Genomic DNA, 18,231 nt, shown 5'->3' with positions numbered 1-18,231 from the left:
GGCTGTCGTCGCGACCCGGCTCGCGAAAGCGACAGTGTGCCGTAGACCATCCGCGGCACACTGTCGCTCTTGCGGGGGTGAACGGGTCGACTCCGCGAGGAGTGTCGCTTCCGCGGACAAGACCGCGCACCGCGCACCGGGCGCCGGGTGCTCCGCGGCGGGCGCTACGCGCCGGTGCTCGCGCGCCGGACCAGGCGGGTGGGGAGCGCTGCCGGCTCGGCCGCGGTGCCGTCGAGCGTCGCGAGCAGCCGTTCCGCGGCCGCGCGCCCGAGGTCGGCGCCGGGCAGGGCGACGCTCGTCAGCGCGGGGGCCGTCACCGACGACGACGGCAGGTCGTCGAAGCCGGCGACCGCGAGCTCCCCGGGGACTGCGATGCCCAGCGACCCGGCGATGCGCAGGACGCCGTAGGCGAGGGTGTCCGCTGCCGCGACGACCGCGGTGACGTCGTCGTCCTGCCAGGCCTCGATGACGTGCTCGGTGGCCGAGGCTGCGGCGTCCACGGTGAGGTCGGCGCGGGCGGTGACCTCGGACACGGTGATGCCGGCGGCGGCGCACTCCTGCTCGAAGAGCTCGCGCCGCACCCCGAACGTCGTCGCTCGCGAGGTCCCGTCGAGGTACCCGACGCGGCGGTGCCCCTGTTCGTGCAGGTGCGCGACGAGGTCGTGGACGCCGGGGGAGAGGTCGTAGTTGACGGCCTCGGTGCCACCCGGGGCGTCGAGGAGGACCACGGGCACGCTCGCCGACATCGACTCGCCGGCGGCCGGGGCGTCGACGAGGATGCCGGCCGGACGGAGGCGTTCGAAGCGGCGGACGTCGGCTGCCAGGGGCTGCGCGCCGCGCTCGGTGACCGACAACACGAGCTGGAACCGGTCGCCGATGGTGTCGCGCACGCCGCGGATGACCTCGGCGAAGAAGGGGTTCGACAGGTCGGGGGCGATGAGGACGACCAGGTCGCCGCTGCCCCGTGCCAGGGAGCTCGCGGCGTGGTCGACGACGTAGCCGAGCTCGTCGACGGCGTCGCGCACCCGCGTGGCGATGGGGACGGACACCCGGCCGCGGTCCTTGCCGTTGACGACCAGGGAGACCGTGGCGATGCTCGTTCCGGCGCGCTCGGCCACCATGGCAGCGGTCACACGGCGGCCCGGAGCGACGGATGAAGGCACGGGTCGATGCTACCGAGGGCGCCTCGACGACTTGACGTCAAACGCTTGACGTGTTTCGATGTCAAACGCTTGACGCGCTGCGCGACGACGATCTGTCGGACCGCGGATCCCCACCGCGTCGAGCACAGACCCCTCGATTCCCCGAAGAAGTGGAGCGCCCAGCGTGCCCAGTGCGACCCAGCCCTCGAAGATCATCCTCGACTGTGACCCCGGCCACGACGACGCCGTCGCCATCCTGCTGGCTCACGGCAACCCGGACATCGAGCTCCTGGCCGTCACCACCGTCGTCGGCAACCAGACGCTGCCGAAGGTCACCCGCAACGCCCTCGCCGTCGCGCGCATCGCCGGCATCACCGGGGTGCCGTTCGCCGCGGGCGCCGACCGTCCGCTCCTGCGCCAGATCGAGGTCGCCCCGGACATCCACGGCGAGAGCGGCCTCGACGGACCGATGCTGCCCGAGCCCTCGTTCGAGCTCGACCAGCGGCACGCCGTCGACCTGATCATCGAGACGGTCATGGCGCACGAGCCCGGCACCGTCACGCTGGTGCCGACCGGCGGCCTGACGAACATCGCCCTCGCCGCCCGCAAGGAACCCCGCATCGTCGAGCGCGTCAAGCAGGTCGTGCTCATGGGCGGTGGCGTGCACGTCGGCAACTGGAGCCCCGTCGCCGAGTTCAACATCGTCATCGACCCCGAGGCCGCCTCGATCGTCTTCGACGCCGGCTGGGACGTCGTCATGGTCGGACTCGACCTGACGCACCAGGCCCTCGCCACCCCCGAGGTGGCCGCACGCATCGCCGCCGTCGGCACCGCCCCGGCCGCGTTCGTCGGCGAGCTGCTCGACTTCTTCGGCCAGACCTACAAGGACGCGCAGGGCTTCGACGCCCCGCCGGTGCACGACCCCTGCGCCGTCGCCTACGTCATCGACCCGACCATCGTCCGCGCCGTGAAGGTCCCGATCCACATCGAGACCCAGGGCAGCCTGACGCTGGGCATGACCGTCGCCGACTTCCGTGCGCCCGCGCCGGAGGACTGCCGGACGAGCGCCGCCATGGAGCTCGACCACGAACGGTTCTGGGACCTGGTCGTCGACGCCCTCGAGCGCATCGGCGAGACCACCGACACCGGCTGGACCCCGCGCGCCGCAGCCGACGCCGTCGAAGCCGGCATCACCACCACCCCGGAGATCTGAACACCATGACCACCACCTCGACGAAGAAGTCGATCGGCGCCCTCACCGCGGCGCTCCTCGCCGCGTGCATCGCGTTCCAGCTCAACGCGAGCATGCTCAGCCCCGCGCTGGTCACGATGGCGCGCGAGCTCAAGACCGACGACGCCACCATCGGGCTCTCGCAGACCCTGTACTTCACGCTGGCGGCACTGTTCTCGCTGTTCCTGCCGCGCCTGTCCGACATCGTCGGCCGCAAGCGCGTCCTGATCGGCATGCTCGCCGTGATGCTCGTCGGCAGCATCGTCGCCGCACTCGCCGTGAACGTGCCGATGCTGTTCGCCGGCCGGATCATCCAGGGCGTCACCGGCCCGGTCGTCCCGATCTGCCTGCTCGTCCTGCGCAACGAGATCGCCGACCCGAAGCGCTACGGCGCCGCACTCGGTCTGCTCACCGCCGTGAACGGCGGCATCGCCGGCGTGGACGCGCTGGCCGGTGGCTGGATCGCCACGAACTTCGGGTTCCGCGGGATCTTCTGGGTCATCGCCGTCGTCACCGTCATCGCGCTGGCGCTCGTCGCCGTGTGGGGCGTCGAGTCGAAGCCCTCGGCCGGCACCCGGATGGACTGGATCGGCGTCGTGCCGCTCGTCGTCTCGGTCGGGGCGCTGCTCACCGCGTTCAACGAGGCCGGCAAGCTCGGTGCTGCCAACCCGGCACTGGTGATCGGCGGCGGCGTCGTCGCGCTCGCCGCCTTCGCGGTCTTCTGGGCGGTCGAGTCCCGCGTGAAGGAGCCGCTCGTCGAGACCCGGTTCCTGAAGCGCCGTGCCACGTGGGCGCTCCTCGCGACGACGTTCCTGACCATGACCGGCGTCTTCGCGGTCGTGAACGGGCTGGTCACGTCGCTCGCGCAGAACGGCGACGCCGGCTTCGGCATGGAACCCGACCTCGCCTCGCTGGTGTTCCTCACCCCGTACGCGTTGGTCGGTTGGATCGTCGGTCCGTTCGCCGGGCGCCTCGCGCCGACCATCGGCTACCGCGCCGTGCTCCGCTTCGGCCTGATCGGCAGCATCGTCTCGACGGTCCTGATGGCACTGGTGGGCGTGCACTCGCTGCCGGTCCTGGTCACCGCGACCGTCCTGATCGGCATCACGTACGCGGGCATCGCGAACATCATCCTGAACGGCCTGGGCATCGTGCTCTCGCCGGAGTCGAACCCCGGTTTCCTGCCGGGCCTGAACGCCGGTGCGTTCAACCTCGGCGCCGGGGTCAGCTTCGCCGTCCTGCCGGCGCTGCAGATCGCGCTCGGGGTCGGCGGGTCCGCGGGCACCGCCGGGTACTCCGGTGGCATGCTGCTCGGTGCCGTGATCACGACCGCCGCGCTCGCGATCTCGTTCCTCATCCCCCGCCCGGAGAGTGCCGAGACCACGTCCGTCGCGCCGCAGAAGGAGACCGTCCGTTGACCCAGACCATCGTGATCGTCGGATCGCTCAACGCGGACCTGGTGGTCCGGACCGAGCGGTTCCCGAAGCCCGGTGAGACCCTGCACGGGTCCGACCTGGCGATCCTGCCGGGTGGCAAGTCCGCCAACCAGGCGGTGGCTGCCGGGAGGCTCGGGGGCACGGTCCGCATGATCGGTGCGGTCGGCGACGACGGGAACGGTGCGCTGCTCCGCGACTCCGTCGCGGCTGCGGGTGCGGACACCACGCACGTCGCCGTCCGGGAGGGCGTGGCCACCGGCACCGCCGTCATCACGGTCGACGCCGCGGGGGAGAACACCATCGTGATCTCCGCCGGCGCCAACGGCACGCTGACGCCGGACGACGTGCCCGCCGACGCCTTCGACGACGCCGGCGTGCTCGGCCTCTGCCTCGAGGTCTCGATCGACGTCGTCCTCGCCGCAGCCCGGGCAGCGCACGCCGCCGGGGTCACGGTGCTGACGAACCTGTCGCCCTTCGGGGACGTCCCCGCCGAGTTGCTCGAGCTGACCGACGTGTTGCTGGTCAACGAACACGAGGCCGCGTCGCTCGGCGAGCACGGCGTCGCGCGCTCGATCGTCACCCGCGGCGGCTCGGGTTGCGTCGTGTACGACGGCGACGCGGACCCGGTGTCGATCGACGCCGTCCGGGTCGAGCCGGTGGACACCACGGGCTGCGGCGACGCCTTCATGGGCTCGGTGGCCCTGCGGCTGGCGGCGGGGGACTCCCTCGTCGACGCCGCACGGTTCGCGGTGGGGGTCGGGGCGTACGCCGCGACCAAGGCGGGCGCGCAGGCCTCGTACCCGACCACGGCGGAACTCGAGGCGTTCCTGCGGGCGGAGGACGGGCCTCCCGGTCCTTGACCGCTTGCCCGGCCGCTAGCGTTGTGGCATGCGCGTGGGAGTCCTCGACATCGGGTCCAACACCGGCCACCTGCTCGTGGTGGACGCCCACGGCGGTGCCGCGCCGCTGCCGGCGTCCTCGTTCAAGCAGCCGCTGCGGCTGGCCGAGCACCTCGATGACGCCGGCGCGGTGACGCCCGAGGGCGTCGACGCGCTGACGCGGTTCGTCGCGGACGCCGTCCGCGTCGCCGAGGAACGCGGCTGCGAGGACATGCTCGCGTTCGCGACCTCGGCCGTGCGCGACGCGGTGAACTCCGACGCGGTGCTCGCCCACGTCGAGGCCTCGACCGGCGTGGAGCTGGCCGTGCTGTCCGGTGGGGACGAGGCACGACTCACGTTCCTGGCCGTCCGGCGGTGGTTCGGGTGGTCGGCCGGACGGCTCGCGGTGTTCGACATCGGCGGTGGCTCGCTCGAGATCGCCGGGGGCGCCGACGAGGCTCCGGACGTCGCGTGGTCGATGCCGATCGGTGCTGCACGGCTCGCCCGCTCGTACTTCGCCGCGGGCACCCCGACGGAGGACGACGTCCGCCGCATCCGTCACGAGATCCGCGTGGAGATCGCCCGCGACGCCGGCAAGTTGCTCCGCGCCGGGCGTCCGGACCGTGCCGTGGCGACCTCGAAGACCTTCCGGTCGATCGCGCGGATCTGCGGGGCGGCGCCCTCGGGTGCAGGTCCGCTCGTGCCGCGGGCGCTCGACGGCGACGTGCTCCGGTCGAAGCTGCCCGCGCTGCTGACGATGTCGGTCGACGAACTCGCGACGCTGCCCGGGGTGTCGGCGAGCCGCGCGCACCAGGTGGTTCCGGGTGCGCTCGTCGCCGAGGCCTGCCTCGACATCTTCGACCTGCCCGCGCTGGAGATCTGCCCGTGGGCGCTTCGCGAGGGCGTGATCCTCGAGCGGCTCGACCAGCTGTCGGTGCTGGGGACGCCGTAGCGTCTACGGGTGCTGCCTCGGCGGCGCCAGCAGCCACGGGCGGATCAGCTTCGTCACGAAGGGCAGCACCCAGAACGTCATGATCGGCGTGAGGACGAGGGTCGTGACCAGCACACGGGGCAGGATCGCGACGTGTGCGAACGCTGGGACGAGCCACGCCATCAAGTACGTGAACGCCAGGTTCACCGGGAAGAAGCCGAGCCAGATGCTCACCGCCTGCTTCCACCGCGGGGGAGCGCTCGATGCCGGGGCGTCCTGCGGGACGTCGAACCAGCCCTCGATGCCCGTGCGCTTCTCGATGCGGGACTCCACGACCAGGTCGCGCCCGAGGTCGAGCCAGCGCAGGCGGTCGTCGGAGTTCTCCCACGTGGCGAGCGAGTCGTGGTCGGCGAAGCGGTAGAGCATGTGCCACTCGCGGGACTGCGCCCGGGAGCGCACCCACCCGGAGCCGAGGAACCCCGGGTAGCGGTTGGCGAGGTTCACGCCGGACTGCACCCAGTGGGTGACCTCGGGGATGCGGTCGGGTTCGACCAGGCGGGTGATGGACACGGTGACGGGCGGGCCATCGGTCGCGGGTGACGACTGCAGGCTCCCAGGCTCTTGTGGAGTCATGGGTCCAGTCTCGCGGAAGCGTGTTACCGGCTCGTGTCGGACGGTCCTAGCTCGCCTGCTTCTTCTCGGCGGGCGCCTTCTTGGCCGCGGGTTTCTTCGCGGGTGCCTTCTTCGCCGGAGCCTTCTTCGCGGGGGCCTTCTCGGTGGTCGCCTGCTTTGCCGGGGCCTTCCGGGCCGGCGCCTTCTTCGTCGAGCCGGACGTGCTCGAGTCGGTACCCGACGACGAACGCGAGCTGGACGACGAACGCGACCCCGCGCCTCCTGTCCGCTTCTTGTCCACGGACGCACGCAGGGCGGCCATCAGGTCGAGGACGTCACCGCCCTCGCCTTCGTCGTCCTCGTCGTCCTTCGCGCCGAACGTCTTCTCGGTGTCGATGTCGTCACCGGCGTCGAGCTTGGCGTCGATGAGCTGCTGCAGTTCCTCTTGGTAGGAGTCGGTGTAGCGGTCGGGATCGAAGTCCGTCGACATGCTCTCGACGAGCGACGAGGACATCTTCAGCTCGTTCGCGCTGACCTTCACCGACGAGTCCAGCGCCGTGAAGTCGGCGGCTCGGACCTCGTCGCCCCAGAGCAGCCCCTGCAGCAGGATGACGTCGTCGTGGACGCGCAGCACGCCGAGCCGGGTCTTCTGGCGCAGCGTGAACTGCACGATCGCGAGCCGGTCGGTCTTCGCCAGGGTCTCGCGCAGCAGCACGTAGGCCTTCGGCGAGCGCGAGTCCGGCTCGAGGTAGTACGTCTTCTCGAACATCATCGGGTCGACCTGCTCGACGGGGACGAACTCGAGCACCTCGACCTCGTGCGACTGCTCCTCGGGGAGCTGCTTGAAGTCGTCCGCGGTCAGGACCACGGTCTTGTCACCGTCGTCGTAGGCACGCTGGATGTCGGCGTACTCGACCTCGTGGCCGAACTCGCAGACGCGTTTGTAGCGGATGCGGCCCTTGTCCTCGTCGTGGACCTGGTGCAGGGACACGTCGTGGGTCTCGGTGGCCGCGTACACCTTGATGGGCACGTTGACGAGCCCGAACGCGATGGAACCCTTCCAGATCGACCTCATGGGCACATGATGCCCGTGTCCGCACGGGAGTGCCCGCAGCCGACGGGTTCTCCACAGATCCGGGTTCGCTGGACCGTCGACCGGTCGACGCGAGCACGATGGGCGCATGAGCCAGCTCGACAAGCAGGACCCGCGTGAGCAGTTCCCACGCCCGCCCTTCCCCGCGCAGACGCAGCAGGGGTCCGGGCTGGCCAGTGCGATGGACCCGCCGCCCGACCACGGCGAGGTCTCCTACCTCGGCACAGGGCGCATGCGGGGGTACCGCGTGCTCGTCACGGGTGCCGACTCCGGCATCGGCCGAGCCGCGGCGATCGCGATGGCGAAGGAAGGGGCCGACGTCGCTCTGAACTCCCTGCCCGAGGAGATCGACGACCTGACCGAGGTCCGTGACGTCATCGCCGACCTCGGGCGCAATGCCGTGATGCTGCCCGGCGACCTGACGGACGAGGGCTTCTGCGACGAACTCGTCCGGACGGCGGTGCGCGACCTCGGTGGGCTGGACGCCCTCGTCCTGGTCGCCGGACACCAGCTGGTGCACGAGGACGTGACCGAGCAGTCGACCGAGGACTTCGACCGCACGATGAAGGTCAACCTCTACTCGCTGTTCTGGCTGGTCCGGGCAGCCGTGCCGCACATGGCGCCGGGCAGCGCGATCGTGACGACGAGCTCGGTGTCCGCGTACCAACCGCAGGACCGCATGATCGACTACGCGGCGACGAAGGCCGCGATCATCACCTACACCAACGGCCTCGCGCGGCAGCTCGCGGCGAAGGGCATCCGGGCGAACACCGTGGTGCCCGGGCCGGTGTGGACGCCACTGCAGCCGATCAGCTACCCGGGCGACGAGATCGCACGGTACGGCCAGGACACCCCCTTCGGCCGGCCGGCGCAGCCCGTCGAGCTCGGCAGCGCCTACGTGTACCTGGCGGGGCCCGAGTCGTCGTACACCTCGGGCACGACCCTGACGGTGGCGGGAGCGACCGGGGTGGCGCTGTGAGTCCGGCGGCCCGCAAGACCGTCGTCCTGATCGGCGATCGGCGACTGGCGCTGACGAACACGGACAAGGTGCTCTACCCCGAGACCGGCACGACCAAGGGGCGGGTGATCGAGTACTACGAGCGTGTGGCGCCGTGGATGATCCCGCACGTCAAGGACCGCCCGGTGACCCGGAAGCGGTGGGCGAACGGCGTCGACGGCAAGGTCTTCTTCGAGAAGAACCTGCCGGACTCCGCCCCCGACTGGGTCCGCCACCACACCATCCACCACTCCGAGCACGACAACGAGTACCCGATCGTCGACGACCTGCCGACCCTCGTGTGGATGGCGCAGCAGGCCGCGCTGGAACTGCACGTGCCGCAGTGGCGGTTCGGCCCGCGCGGTGGGCAGCAGAACCCGGACCGGCTCGTGCTCGACCTGGATCCCGGCGAGGGCGTCGGCCTGCCCGAGTGCGTCGAGGTGGCGGTCGCGGCACGCGAGATCCTGCACGGCATGGGGCTCGACCCGTACCCGGTGACCTCCGGTTCGAAGGGGATCCACCTCTACGCCGCCCTCGACGGCCGGTCGACCACGGCGAACGTCTCCGACGTCGCGCACGAACTCGCGAAGGCGCTCGAGCACGACCTGCCCGACCTGGTGCTGTCGTCGATGAGCCGAGCCGAGCGGACGGGCAAGGTGTTCGTCGACTGGTCGCAGAACAACGGCAACAAGACGACGATCGCGCCGTACTCGCTGCGCGGCCGCGAGCGGCCGACGGTCGCAGCACCCCGCACCTGGAAGGAGCTCGAGGAACGCGGGCTCGCGCAGCTCACGTTGGACGAGGTCCTCGAACGCCTGCAGGCGCACGGCGACCACCTGCACCCGGTCGCCTCCGCCTCGCTGGCCGTCGGGCGCGACGACCACGGTCACTGGGACAGCGACCGGACCGAGCGTGCGAACGAGGCCGAGCAGCCGGCTCGCGACCGGCTCACCGCCTACCGCGCGAAGCGCGACGCCTCGAAGACGCCGGAACCGGTGCCCGAAGGAGCCCCCACGGTCCGGAAGGACGGCACCCCGACGTTCGTGATCCAGGAGCACCACGCCACCCGCGACCACTACGACTTCCGGCTCGAGCACGACGGCGTGCTCGTGAGCTGGGCCCTGCCGAAGGGCGAACCGAACGACCCGGGCAAGAACCACCTGGCCGTGCAGACCGAAGACCACCCGCTCGAGTACGGCGCGTTCGAGGGCACGATCCCGAAGGACGAGTACGGCGGCGGCACGGTCACGCTCTGGGACGACGGCACCTACGAGCTCGAGAAGTGGCGCGAGGGCGAAGAGGTCATCGTCACCCTGCACGGTCGGACCGGCGGCGCTCGCCGACTGGCGCTCCTGCACACCCGCGGCCGGGGCGGAGCGGGCGACGAGAAGAACTGGCTCATCCACCGCACGAAGGAGCAACCCGACCGGCTGGCGGACGCCGGCGGCGCGACGGACGCGGGGCGGGCCTCCCGTCCCTCTGCCGCGCACCGAGACGGACAGCGGCGCATCAGCGGCGCCAGCCCCGCGGACACCGCTCCGGGGGACCGACGGACCATGCAGGCCACCCTGGCGAAGGACGCACCCCGGCTGGACCCGGCCGACTGGGCGTTCGAGATGAAGTGGGACGGCGTCCGTGCGCTCGCCACCGTCCGGGACGGCTCGGTCACGCTGCGGAGCCGGAACGACAACGACTTGACGGAGCAGTACCCGGAACTGCAGGAACTCGGCGACCGTGCCGGGGTCGACGGCGTCTTCGACGGCGAGATCGTCGCGTTCGACGACCGGGGGCGCCCGAGCTTCCAGCTCCTGCAGAACCGGATGGGCCTGACGAAGGCGCGTGAGGTGCGGGCGGCGCAGCAGGCGACCCCCGTGCGGTTCCTGGTCTTCGACGTGCTCGAGGCCGACGGGCACGAACTCACCCGCCTGGCGTACGACGCCCGGCGGCAAGCGCTCGAGACGGTCGTCGAGCCCGGCGGGGCGATCGACGTGCCGCCGGGCTCGCAGGGTGACCTCGACGGCGTGATGGCGTCGTCGCAGGAACAGGGCCTCGAGGGGGTCGTCGCGAAGAAGCGCAGTTCGAAGTACGCCGAGGGCAGGCGGTCCGAGGCCTGGCTGAAGCTGAAGCACCACGCCACGCAGGAAGTCGTGGTCGGAGGGTGGAAGCCGGGCAGCGGTCGTCGAGCGGGCGGGATCGGCTCGTTGCTGCTCGGCGTGCCCGGTCCGGACGGCCTCGAGTACGTCGGCAAGGTCGGCACCGGGTTCCGTGACCGCGACCTCGACCAGATCGCCGCAGCGCTGCGACCGCTCGACCGGAAGACCTCGCCGTTCGTCGACGTGCCGCGGATCGACGCACGGGACGCGCACTGGGTGACGCCGAAGCGCGTGGGCGAGGTCGAGTTCGCCGAGTGGACCGGTGACGGACGCCTGCGGCAGCCGTCCTGGCGGGGCTGGCGTCCGGACAAGGACCCCGAGGACGTGGTGCGCGAGCACTGACCTGCTCGCCGGACCGGCCGCCCTGTGCCAGCTCGCGAACGCGCTGATGCGTGCGCATGGGGTCCGCCCGTGGCGAAATTCCGTCCCCCGTCCGGCGCCCGGGCGGGGGACGTTTCCACCCGTCCGTCCGCCGGTCCGCCGCCGACTGTTACGTTCGCCGGGACGAAAGGGCCTGGGGATGAGCTCGAGCAAGTACCTGCCGCCGTACACGGCCGAGGAACGCGTCGCGATCAACGGAGATCGTGCCGCACGGATCCCGGTTGATCCGGGGGCCGTGGTGACCGACATTGACGCGACCTACGCGGACTTCCTCGCCGACGAGACCGACGAGTAGCCACCGGGGAGAAGACGGCCCGTGCACCGGATCAGGGAGCGCACGGGCCGCCGTCGAAGCACCGTGACCGACCCTTCAGGGATGGCCGGCCACGGCGCGCTCGCACCAGGCGCGCGGAGGCGTACCTGGTAGGCACGTACTAAGGACGTGACGAACACCCGATTCGTCACACGAGAATCCGAGATCCGCGAAGAGGAGCTGCTCCTGTCCAGCGACGAAGCCCTCGCGGCGTTGTCCGACGCCTCGCTCGTCGAGCGCAGCGCCGACGGCGACACGGCCGCGTTCGGGGTGCTGATCCGTCGGTACGGACCGCACATGCGGGCCTACGCGGCTCGGATCCTCGGGTACGGTGACGGCGAGGCCGACGACGCCGTTCAGGAAGCCGCACTGCAGGCCTGGCAGCGCATCGACCGGGTCGAGGACCCGGAACGGGTGCGCAACTGGCTCTTCCGGATCGCGGCCAACAAGGCCCTCGACCGGCTCCGCGGGCGGCACCCGCACGCCGACCTCGAAGCGATGGTCGACGCCCCGGACGAACGACCCGTCGACGAGGTGGTCGCCACCCGGATGCAGGTGCGGGAACTCGCGCGTATCGTGCAGGCACTCCCGGATGCACAGCGCGCCGTCTGGGTGATGCGCGAGGTGGGTGGGGCGCCCTACGCCGAGATCGCCGAGGCGACCGGGTTGCCCGCGCCGACCGTCCGCGGGCTGCTCGCACGTGCACGGCGACACGTGCTCGAACAGATGGAGGGGTGGCGATGACCGACGACGTCGACGACCGTCACGGTGCCTTCACGCTGGACGAACTCTCCGACTACCTCGACGCCGACCGGACGCCTGTCCGGGCGGACATCGAGGGTGATCCCGAAGCCGTCGCCGCACTCGAGCGGCTGCAGGCCCTGCGGGTGGCATCACGGGACCTGCTCGACACCGAGGCATCGGCGGACGGCGACGAGCGCTGGATCAGCTCGGTGCTCGCGTCCATCCGGACGACCGCCCACGCCGGACGGGACATCCCGGTCCCCGACGGCGACCCGGCTGCGCACCTGGTCGTGACCGAGGGGGCTCTGCGCGGACTCGTCCGCACCCTCGGTGACGACGTGCCCGGTGTCGTCGTCCGGCGGACCCGGTTCAGCGGGGACGTCGGGGTCCCCGGCGGTGCCGTGGACGTCGACGTCACCATCGTGGCCACGCTCGAGGCATCGGTGTCGGACCGTGCCGAGGCACTCCGGGCGCACATCACGTCGGTGCTCGGCGCGCACGCACCGTTCCGCATCCGCACTGTCGTCGTCCGCGTCGCCGACGTCGTGGTCGGGGGCACACCGTGACCGCGGACGTCCGGGTGCTCTCCCGCGAACTCACCTCCGTCGTCCTCGCGGTGCCGGGCGTCCGGTCGGTCCTGCCGCCCGGACCCGGGCTCGCCACGCTCGTCCGCGACGTCCGCTCCGTGCTCGAGATCCCTCGGGACGGTGGGGCCGTGCTCGTGCAGGACCGTCCGGACGGGGCGCGGATCCGCGTGGTCGTCACGACCGACCGGGCCGTGCCGACGATCACGGTCATCCGGGCCGTGCGTGACGCCGTCGTGACCGCAGCGCGCCACGCCCTCGGGGCAGCGCCTTCCGACGTCACGGTCCGCGTCGTCGAGATCGACTGACGCCGCGACCGGAGCATGCGCCGACGAACCAGTCGGCGGGGAAGAGGTCAGGCGGCCGGTGCCGGTCCGTCCGACGGCTCGGCGTCGTCCGCGACGGGGAGGTCCTCGTCGACGAGCTCGTCCTCGCCGGGTTCGGACACCTCGGCCGCAGCGGCCTTGGCCTCGTCGATGGACTCCTGCGAGCGGCGGAGGAGGTCGTCGTCGTCGTGTGCAGTCTGGTCGCTCATGCTCCAGGAGGCTACGCGGGCGTGCCTGTGTCGGCGTCCCGGCGTCCAGCCGGGCGGTGCGATCCCCAGGGTGTTCTGCCCCGCGGATCGGTCCTCGGGTGGGGCGGTTCGAAGTCGACCGCTGAAGTCGGAGCTGGAGACGAGGGCATCGCCGGTGCGGCCGGTGCGCCGTACGCGTCTGCCGCATCGAGCACGGCGCGCGTCGCCGCCGCGGCCGTCCGCAGGGCGTCGCCGGTCGGCATCGCCCGGTGGCCGGGGGTCCGGACCTCGACGCCCCACGGCTCGTCGAAGCCGAGCTCCCGGACGGTGCGCACGAGCCCTGGCAGGTCCCACGCGCCCGCTCCGGGCAGGTACCGTGCCTCGCGGGCCTCTTCGGACAGGGTCATGCCGGCCGGGGTGTGCAGGAGCCCGTCGCTCAGTTCGACCGCCGCGAGCGTCGCGGGCGCGACCGCCTGGCGGATCGACGCCAAGGTGGACCCGCCCCGCAGGGTGTGCATCGCGTCGAGCAGCAGCCCGCCGTTCGGGTGACCCGCCGCCGCGACGAACCGCGAGGCCCGTTCGATCGTCGGCAGGTTCGACCACGGCTCGGGTTCGAGCACGAGCTGCGCGCCGACGGCCGCGGCCTGGTCGGCCAGCACGGTCCAGTCGTCGGCCATGGTGATCGGTGAAGCGCCGGGCAACGTCGTGTCGGCACGAGCGATCACCTGCCAGGCCCGGAGCGCCGCGGCGGCCTCGAGGACCACCCCGCGGTCGGCGGCGGCGTCGTCGGTCCGGCTCGTGCACGTCCACCAGCGGTCGAGCGGCCCCAGCTGGACCCAGACGATCCCCGCACCGTCGAGCATGCGGCGGAGTTCGGCGAAGCCCGTCGTCGCACGGACCTGGTGCAGGTCGTCGAGTGACAACGAGAGTCCGGCGAAGCCGGCGGCACTGACCGCGTGGACGCGTTCGCGGATGGGCTCGTCGCCCGCCCACGTCCACGACGTCGCCAGCAGATCGTGTTCCATCACGGCCGTACCTCCGTCATCCCGGAGCAGCTGCAGACGCCCGTCGCGATGGTCCTGCCCCGTGTGTGCGACGCCGCGATCCCCACCTGGCGTCGCACCAGGGATACCCGGCGTGTCTGCGAGCGCTCCCAGCGGCGCGTCACACTGCGGAAACGCCGGTCAGACGATGCGGGTGCGGACCGTGCCGATGCCGGCGATCGTGCCGACGACGAGTTGTCCGCGTTGCAGGGCCCCGACCCCCTCGGGCGTCCCCGTCATGAGCAGGTCCCCGGGGGCGAGCGTCACCGACCGCGACAGCGCCGCGATCGTCTCTGCCACCGACCAGATCTGCTCGGCCAGGTCACCGACCTGCCGTCGTTCGCTGTCGACGACGAGCTCGATCGCACCAGCCGTCGGGTCGATGCCCTGTGCCGGGACGATCGCGCCGATCGGTGCCGAGGCGTCGAACCCCTTCGCCGTGTCCCAGGGTCGACCGAGGCGCTTGGCCTCGGCCTGGAGATCGCGTCGGGTGAGGTCGATGCCCACCGCGTAGCCCCAGACGTGGCTGAGCGCGTCGTCGACGCCGATGTCCGCGCCGCCGGTGCCGATCGCGACGACCAGTTCGACCTCGTGCTCGAGCTGTACCGTCAGCGGCGGGTACGGGGTGTCCGCGTCGTCGACGACGACGGCGTCCGCCGGCTTGGTGAAGAAGAACGGCGGCTCGCGATCTGGGTCGTGACCCATCTCGCGTGCGTGCGCCGCGTAGTTCCGACCGACGCAGAAGACGCGTCGGACCGGGAAGCGTGCGCCCGTGGTCGTGGGGACGGTCGGGAGGCTCGGGGCCGGGATGACGAGGTCGGTCACGGTCTCAGCGTGGCAGGCTCGCAGGGCGTCGGTTCAGCTCTCACCGAAGGACGCCTCGTACTTGAGCTTCCGCGCGCGGGCGCGCTCCTGCCGTTCGCGCCACTCGATCCGCATCTGCGCGAGCTCTTCTTCGGCACCCTTGGCGCGCATGAGCGGACCGTAGTGGGGGCTCGCGAGGAGCCGTGGTGTCGTCATCTCGCGGTTGTCGAGCCATCGTTTGAACTCTTCATCAGTCAGCGTCGAGATCATCTGCGAGCACTCCTTCCTGTTGTCTCCGGGCTTCCGCTCGTGCTGCCTCGAAGTCAGCGAGCGCCGTGGACGTCCATGTGTCGTCATCAGTCGTCCAGCTCCGGGTCACCAGTGCCGCGGACATCACGGCAGCTGCCGCGCGCCTGTCCTCGTCATCCGAGGTTGCTCGGTCAGCGACCCACGACCAACGCTGCCACCAGAGGTCGCGATGCCCCAAGAACTCCGTATTTCGCCGACCGGCGCGCCCGTCGAGCACCGAGGCGACGAGTGCGCCCACTGCGACGGACGCGCTCGTGACCGACACGAGTGCACTGATCCAGCCGATGTCCATGACCGCCACCCTGACGCCACAGGACCGGCCACGCGGCGAGCGTGACCGGTCCTGTGGACGGTGATCCGGGCCTCCCGGCCTGTGCAGGAGGGATCAGGCAGACGGGTCCTGCGGCCACCCCGAGAACTCCCACCCGTCGACGGACGGGTGGTCCTCGCCCCGTGAGTAGGCGTACTCGCGGGCCGCGTCTCGTGCGGCGGACAGCCGGTCGAGCAACTCGGCGTGTGCACCCGCATCGACCCGCGTCAGGGCGTCGTGCGCCAGCGCGAAGCGGTCGATCTCGTTCCGCATGAGCATGTCGAACGGCGACGTCGTCGTGCCCTGCTCCAGGAACCCGTGCACGTGCAGGTCGTCGTGGCCGTTGCGCCGGTAGGTCAGCTGGTGCACGAGCGACGGGTACCCGTGGAACGCGAACACCGTGGGGGTCCCGGGCAGGAAGAGCTCGTCGTACCGCTCGTCGGGGATCGGGTGCTCGTGCTTCCGGGGGTCGCCGAGGGCGAGCAGGTCGACGACGTTGACGACCCGGACGCTGACCTCGGGAGCGTGCTGCCGGATGATGTCCGCGGCGGCGACCGCCTCGACCGTGGGAACGTCCCCGGCGCAGGCGAGGACGACGTCGACCCGACCGACGGTCTGCTCGGTACCGGCCCAGTCCCAGACCCCGAGACCTGCGTCCGCGTGGGCGACGGCGTCCTCGAGGGACAGGAAGACGGGCTCGGGGTGCTTCCCGGCGACGATCACCTCGATGCGGTCGGTGGTCTCGAAGGCGTGTGCCGCGACGGCGAGCAGCGTGTTGGCGTCGGCGGGCAGCTTGATCCGGACCAGGTCCTGCTGCTTGGACGCGACGACGTCGAGGAACCCGGGGTCCTGGTGGGAGAACCCGTTGTGGTCCTGCCGCCAGACGTGCGACGACAGCAGGATCGACAGGTTCGACACGGGCGCACGCCAGTCGATGTCGGTCGAGGACTCGAGCCACTTGGCGTACTGCCCGACCATCGAGTCGATGATGTGGGCGAACGCCTCGTAGGTGTTCAGGAGCCCGTGCCGGCCGGAGAGGACGTAGCCCTCGAGCATGCCCTCCAGCAGGTGCTCGGACAGCACCTCGGTCACGCGTCCACGGGCCGCGAGGTGCTCGTCGCCGACCGCGCGTTGTGCCCGCCACACGCGCGAGGTGACGTCGAAGACCGCGTCGAGCTTGTTCGAGATCGTCTCGTCCGGGCCGAAGAGCCGGAAGGTCGACGGGTTCTTCGTGATCAGCGCTGCGAGCCACGGGCCGAGCGTGCCGGTGGCCGAGGCCGTCGAGCCGGCGGGGACCCCGTACGCGTCGAGCGCTGGTCGGTCGAGGGCCGTCCGGATGCGCCCGCCGTTGGCGTGGGGAGTCGCGCTCATCCGGTCGTCGCCGGTGGGACGGATCGTCGTCATGATCCCGACGGGGTTCCCGTCCGCGTCGAAGAGCTCCTCGGGTCGGTAGGACCGCATCCACTCGTCGAGCTGGGCGCGGTGTGCGGAGTTCTCGCGGACCTCGGACAGCGGCACCTGGTGGGCGCGGAACGTCCCCTCGATCTGCTGGCCGTCGACCTCCTTCGGCCCGGTCCACCCCTTCGGGCTGCGGAGGATGATCATCGGCCAGCGCGGGCGCAGGTCGGCGGCGCCGGCAGGCTGCCCGGCAGCCGCACGTTCGGCCTGCGCCCGAGCTGCCGCCTGGATGTCGTCGATCGATGCGAGCGCTCGACGCAGAGCGCCGTCGAACAGGGCGTGCACGGCGTACGGGTCGTCGTCGACCCGCTTCGAGTCCACCACGATCGGGTCGTACCCGAGGCCACGGAAGTAGGCGGTCAGGTCCTCACCGGGGATGCGGGCGAGGACGGTGGGGTTCGCGATCTTCCACCCGTTGAGGTTGAGGATCGGGAGCACGGCACCGTCGGACACCGGGTCGAGGAAGGTGTGTGCCTGCCACGACCCCGCGAGCGGGCCGGTCTCCGCCTCGCCGTCGCCGACGACGCACGCGACCACCAGGTCGGGGTTGTCCAGGGCCGCCCCGTACGCGTGGGCGAGGGAGTAGCCGAGTTCGCCGCCCTCGTTGATGGACCCGGGTGTCTCCGGAGCCGCGTGTGACGGGATCCCGCCGGGGAACGAGAACTGCCGGAAGAAGCGCTGCAGGTCGTCGTCCGCGTACAGCTCGCCCCACGTGCCGTCGAGCCAGGCGTTCGCGTTCATCGCCGGGCCGCCGTGGCCCGGGCCGCAGACGTAGAGGAACTCACGTCCGGTCTCGGCGATCAGCGCGTTGCAGTGCGCGTACACGAGGTTGAGGGCGGGCGAGGTGCCCCAGTGTCCGAGCAGCCGGGGCTTGATGTCGTCAGGCTCGATCGGCCGCCCCAACAGCGGGTTGTCCAGCAGGTAGATCTGCCCGACCGTCAGGTAGTTGGCGGCACGCCACCAGGCGTCGACCGCCCGGAGTCGGTCGGTGGTGGAGAGCTGTGCAGGAGCCATGCCCCCACGCTACGAAATGCCGGCCCCGTGAACCTCAGGAACTCGTTCCAAACCGATCGCGGGGGTGCACCGAATGAGTTGCACAGGGCAAAAGCCCAGGGCGCTCTCCGGTCAGACATGGCCGTTGTTCAGCGTACGCACAGGAGCATACGTCGGCCGTCGGCCGGGGTGCCCACACAGCAAAGGACAGATCACCATGCGCAAGAGCCTGAAGACCTCCATCACCCTCGCCACGACCGGCGCCCTCGTGCTCGGCGGTGCCGCGTTCGGCATCTCCTCCGCAC

At 71.3% G+C, this 18,231-nt stretch carries 19 protein-coding genes; 10 read left to right on the top strand and 9 right to left on the bottom strand.

The annotated features are described in order from the left end of the window. Positions 1–164 precede the first annotated feature (164 nt). A complete protein-coding gene (locus EDF40_RS07815; protein ID WP_260212606.1) occupies positions 165–1,163 on the bottom strand; it encodes a LacI family DNA-binding transcriptional regulator in 999 nt (332 codons plus the stop codon). Between the two features lie 163 nt (positions 1,164–1,326). Here EDF40_RS07815 and EDF40_RS07810 point away from each other — a divergent pair, with 163 nt between their 5' ends. From EDF40_RS07810 to EDF40_RS07795, 4 genes are read left to right on the top strand one after another with little or no spacing between them, the layout of a single operon-like run. Further along, positions 1,327–2,355: a nucleoside hydrolase gene (locus EDF40_RS07810; RefSeq protein WP_123339089.1), complete on the top strand. Its 1,029-nt coding sequence runs from the start codon at positions 1,327–1,329 to the stop codon at positions 2,353–2,355. A gap of 5 nt (positions 2,356–2,360) precedes the next feature. Beyond that, the gene (locus EDF40_RS07805; protein ID WP_123339088.1) at positions 2,361–3,791 is read left to right on the top strand and encodes an MFS transporter; all 1,431 of its coding nucleotides are present in this window, start codon (positions 2,361–2,363) and stop codon (positions 3,789–3,791) included. Next, positions 3,788–4,669, top strand: a complete 882-nt coding sequence (locus EDF40_RS07800; protein ID WP_123339087.1) for a ribokinase — start codon at positions 3,788–3,790, stop codon at positions 4,667–4,669. Before EDF40_RS07805 ends, EDF40_RS07800 begins: the two co-directional genes overlap by 4 nt. Positions 4,670–4,697: 28 nt before the next feature. Beyond that, positions 4,698–5,639, top strand: a complete 942-nt coding sequence (locus tag EDF40_RS07795; protein WP_123339086.1) for a Ppx/GppA phosphatase family protein — start codon at positions 4,698–4,700, stop codon at positions 5,637–5,639. 3 nt (positions 5,640–5,642) lie between these two features. Here EDF40_RS07795 and EDF40_RS07790 read toward each other — a convergent pair whose 3' ends face one another. Together EDF40_RS07790 and EDF40_RS07785 are read right to left on the bottom strand one after the other, a co-directional pair. Continuing rightward, the gene (locus tag EDF40_RS07790; RefSeq protein WP_123339085.1) at positions 5,643–6,251 is read right to left on the bottom strand and encodes an antibiotic biosynthesis monooxygenase; all 609 of its coding nucleotides are present in this window, start codon (positions 6,249–6,251) and stop codon (positions 5,643–5,645) included. Positions 6,252–6,297: 46 nt separating this feature from the next. Continuing rightward, on the bottom strand, positions 6,298–7,305 hold the full coding sequence (locus tag EDF40_RS07785; RefSeq protein WP_123339084.1) for a Ku protein: 1,008 nt from the start codon (positions 7,303–7,305) through the stop codon (positions 6,298–6,300). A 106-nt stretch (positions 7,306–7,411) separates the two neighbouring features. Between EDF40_RS07785 and EDF40_RS07780 the strand changes: the two genes are divergently transcribed. From EDF40_RS07780 to EDF40_RS07760, 6 genes are all read left to right on the top strand, one after another. Further along, positions 7,412–8,302, top strand: a complete 891-nt coding sequence (locus tag EDF40_RS07780; protein WP_123339083.1) for an SDR family oxidoreductase — start codon at positions 7,412–7,414, stop codon at positions 8,300–8,302. Beyond that, positions 8,299–10,815, top strand: coding sequence for an ATP-dependent DNA ligase (locus tag EDF40_RS07775; RefSeq protein WP_123339082.1), 2,517 nt, complete (start codon positions 8,299–8,301; stop codon positions 10,813–10,815). The genes EDF40_RS07780 and EDF40_RS07775 overlap by 4 nt, the downstream gene beginning before the upstream one ends. 178 nt (positions 10,816–10,993) lie before the next feature. Beyond that, complete coding sequence (locus EDF40_RS19180) at positions 10,994–11,149, top strand: hypothetical protein (protein WP_185002898.1); 156 nt, start codon at positions 10,994–10,996, stop codon at positions 11,147–11,149. Positions 11,150–11,296: 147 nt separating this feature from the next. Further along, a complete protein-coding gene (locus EDF40_RS07770; RefSeq protein ID WP_235035797.1) occupies positions 11,297–11,911 on the top strand; it encodes an RNA polymerase sigma factor in 615 nt (204 codons plus the stop codon). Next, the gene (locus EDF40_RS07765; protein WP_148053802.1) at positions 11,908–12,477 is read left to right on the top strand and encodes a hypothetical protein; all 570 of its coding nucleotides are present in this window, start codon (positions 11,908–11,910) and stop codon (positions 12,475–12,477) included. The genes EDF40_RS07770 and EDF40_RS07765 overlap by 4 nt, the downstream gene beginning before the upstream one ends. Then, positions 12,474–12,803: a hypothetical protein gene (locus tag EDF40_RS07760; RefSeq protein WP_123339080.1), complete on the top strand. Its 330-nt coding sequence runs from the start codon at positions 12,474–12,476 to the stop codon at positions 12,801–12,803. The genes EDF40_RS07765 and EDF40_RS07760 overlap by 4 nt, the downstream gene beginning before the upstream one ends. A 47-nt stretch (positions 12,804–12,850) precedes the next feature. Here EDF40_RS07760 and EDF40_RS07755 read toward each other — a convergent pair whose 3' ends face one another. The 6 genes from EDF40_RS07755 to EDF40_RS07735 all read right to left on the bottom strand — a co-directional run bounded on the left by EDF40_RS07755 (position 12,851) and on the right by EDF40_RS07735 (position 17,947). After that, positions 12,851–13,030 carry a hypothetical protein gene (locus EDF40_RS07755; RefSeq protein WP_123339079.1) on the bottom strand — a complete coding sequence of 60 codons (180 nt, stop codon included), beginning with the start codon at positions 13,028–13,030 and terminating at the stop codon, positions 12,851–12,853. Between the two features lie 11 nt (positions 13,031–13,041). Then, positions 13,042–14,034, bottom strand: a complete 993-nt coding sequence (locus EDF40_RS07750; protein ID WP_123339078.1) for a sugar phosphate isomerase/epimerase — start codon at positions 14,032–14,034, stop codon at positions 13,042–13,044. 159 nt (positions 14,035–14,193) lie between these two features. Then, on the bottom strand, positions 14,194–14,877 hold the full coding sequence (locus EDF40_RS07745; RefSeq protein ID WP_123339077.1) for a fumarylacetoacetate hydrolase family protein: 684 nt from the start codon (positions 14,875–14,877) through the stop codon (positions 14,194–14,196). Between the two features lie 33 nt (positions 14,878–14,910). Then, on the bottom strand, positions 14,911–15,126 hold the full coding sequence (locus EDF40_RS07740) for a hypothetical protein (RefSeq protein ID WP_123339076.1): 216 nt from the start codon (positions 15,124–15,126) through the stop codon (positions 14,911–14,913). Then, positions 15,107–15,457: a hypothetical protein gene (locus tag EDF40_RS18865; RefSeq protein ID WP_148053801.1), complete on the bottom strand. Its 351-nt coding sequence runs from the start codon at positions 15,455–15,457 to the stop codon at positions 15,107–15,109. The genes EDF40_RS07740 and EDF40_RS18865 overlap by 20 nt, the downstream gene beginning before the upstream one ends. Before the next feature lie 93 nt (positions 15,458–15,550). Further along, on the bottom strand, positions 15,551–17,947 hold the full coding sequence (locus EDF40_RS07735) for a phosphoketolase (RefSeq protein ID WP_123339075.1): 2,397 nt from the start codon (positions 17,945–17,947) through the stop codon (positions 15,551–15,553). Between the last annotated feature and the right edge of the window lie 284 nt (positions 17,948–18,231).

Origin of the sequence: Curtobacterium sp. PhB170, from assembly GCF_003752345.1 — a bacterium.
GTDB lineage: Bacteria > Actinomycetota > Actinomycetes > Actinomycetales > Microbacteriaceae > Curtobacterium.
This window is presented reverse-complemented; position numbering and strand designations above follow the sequence as displayed.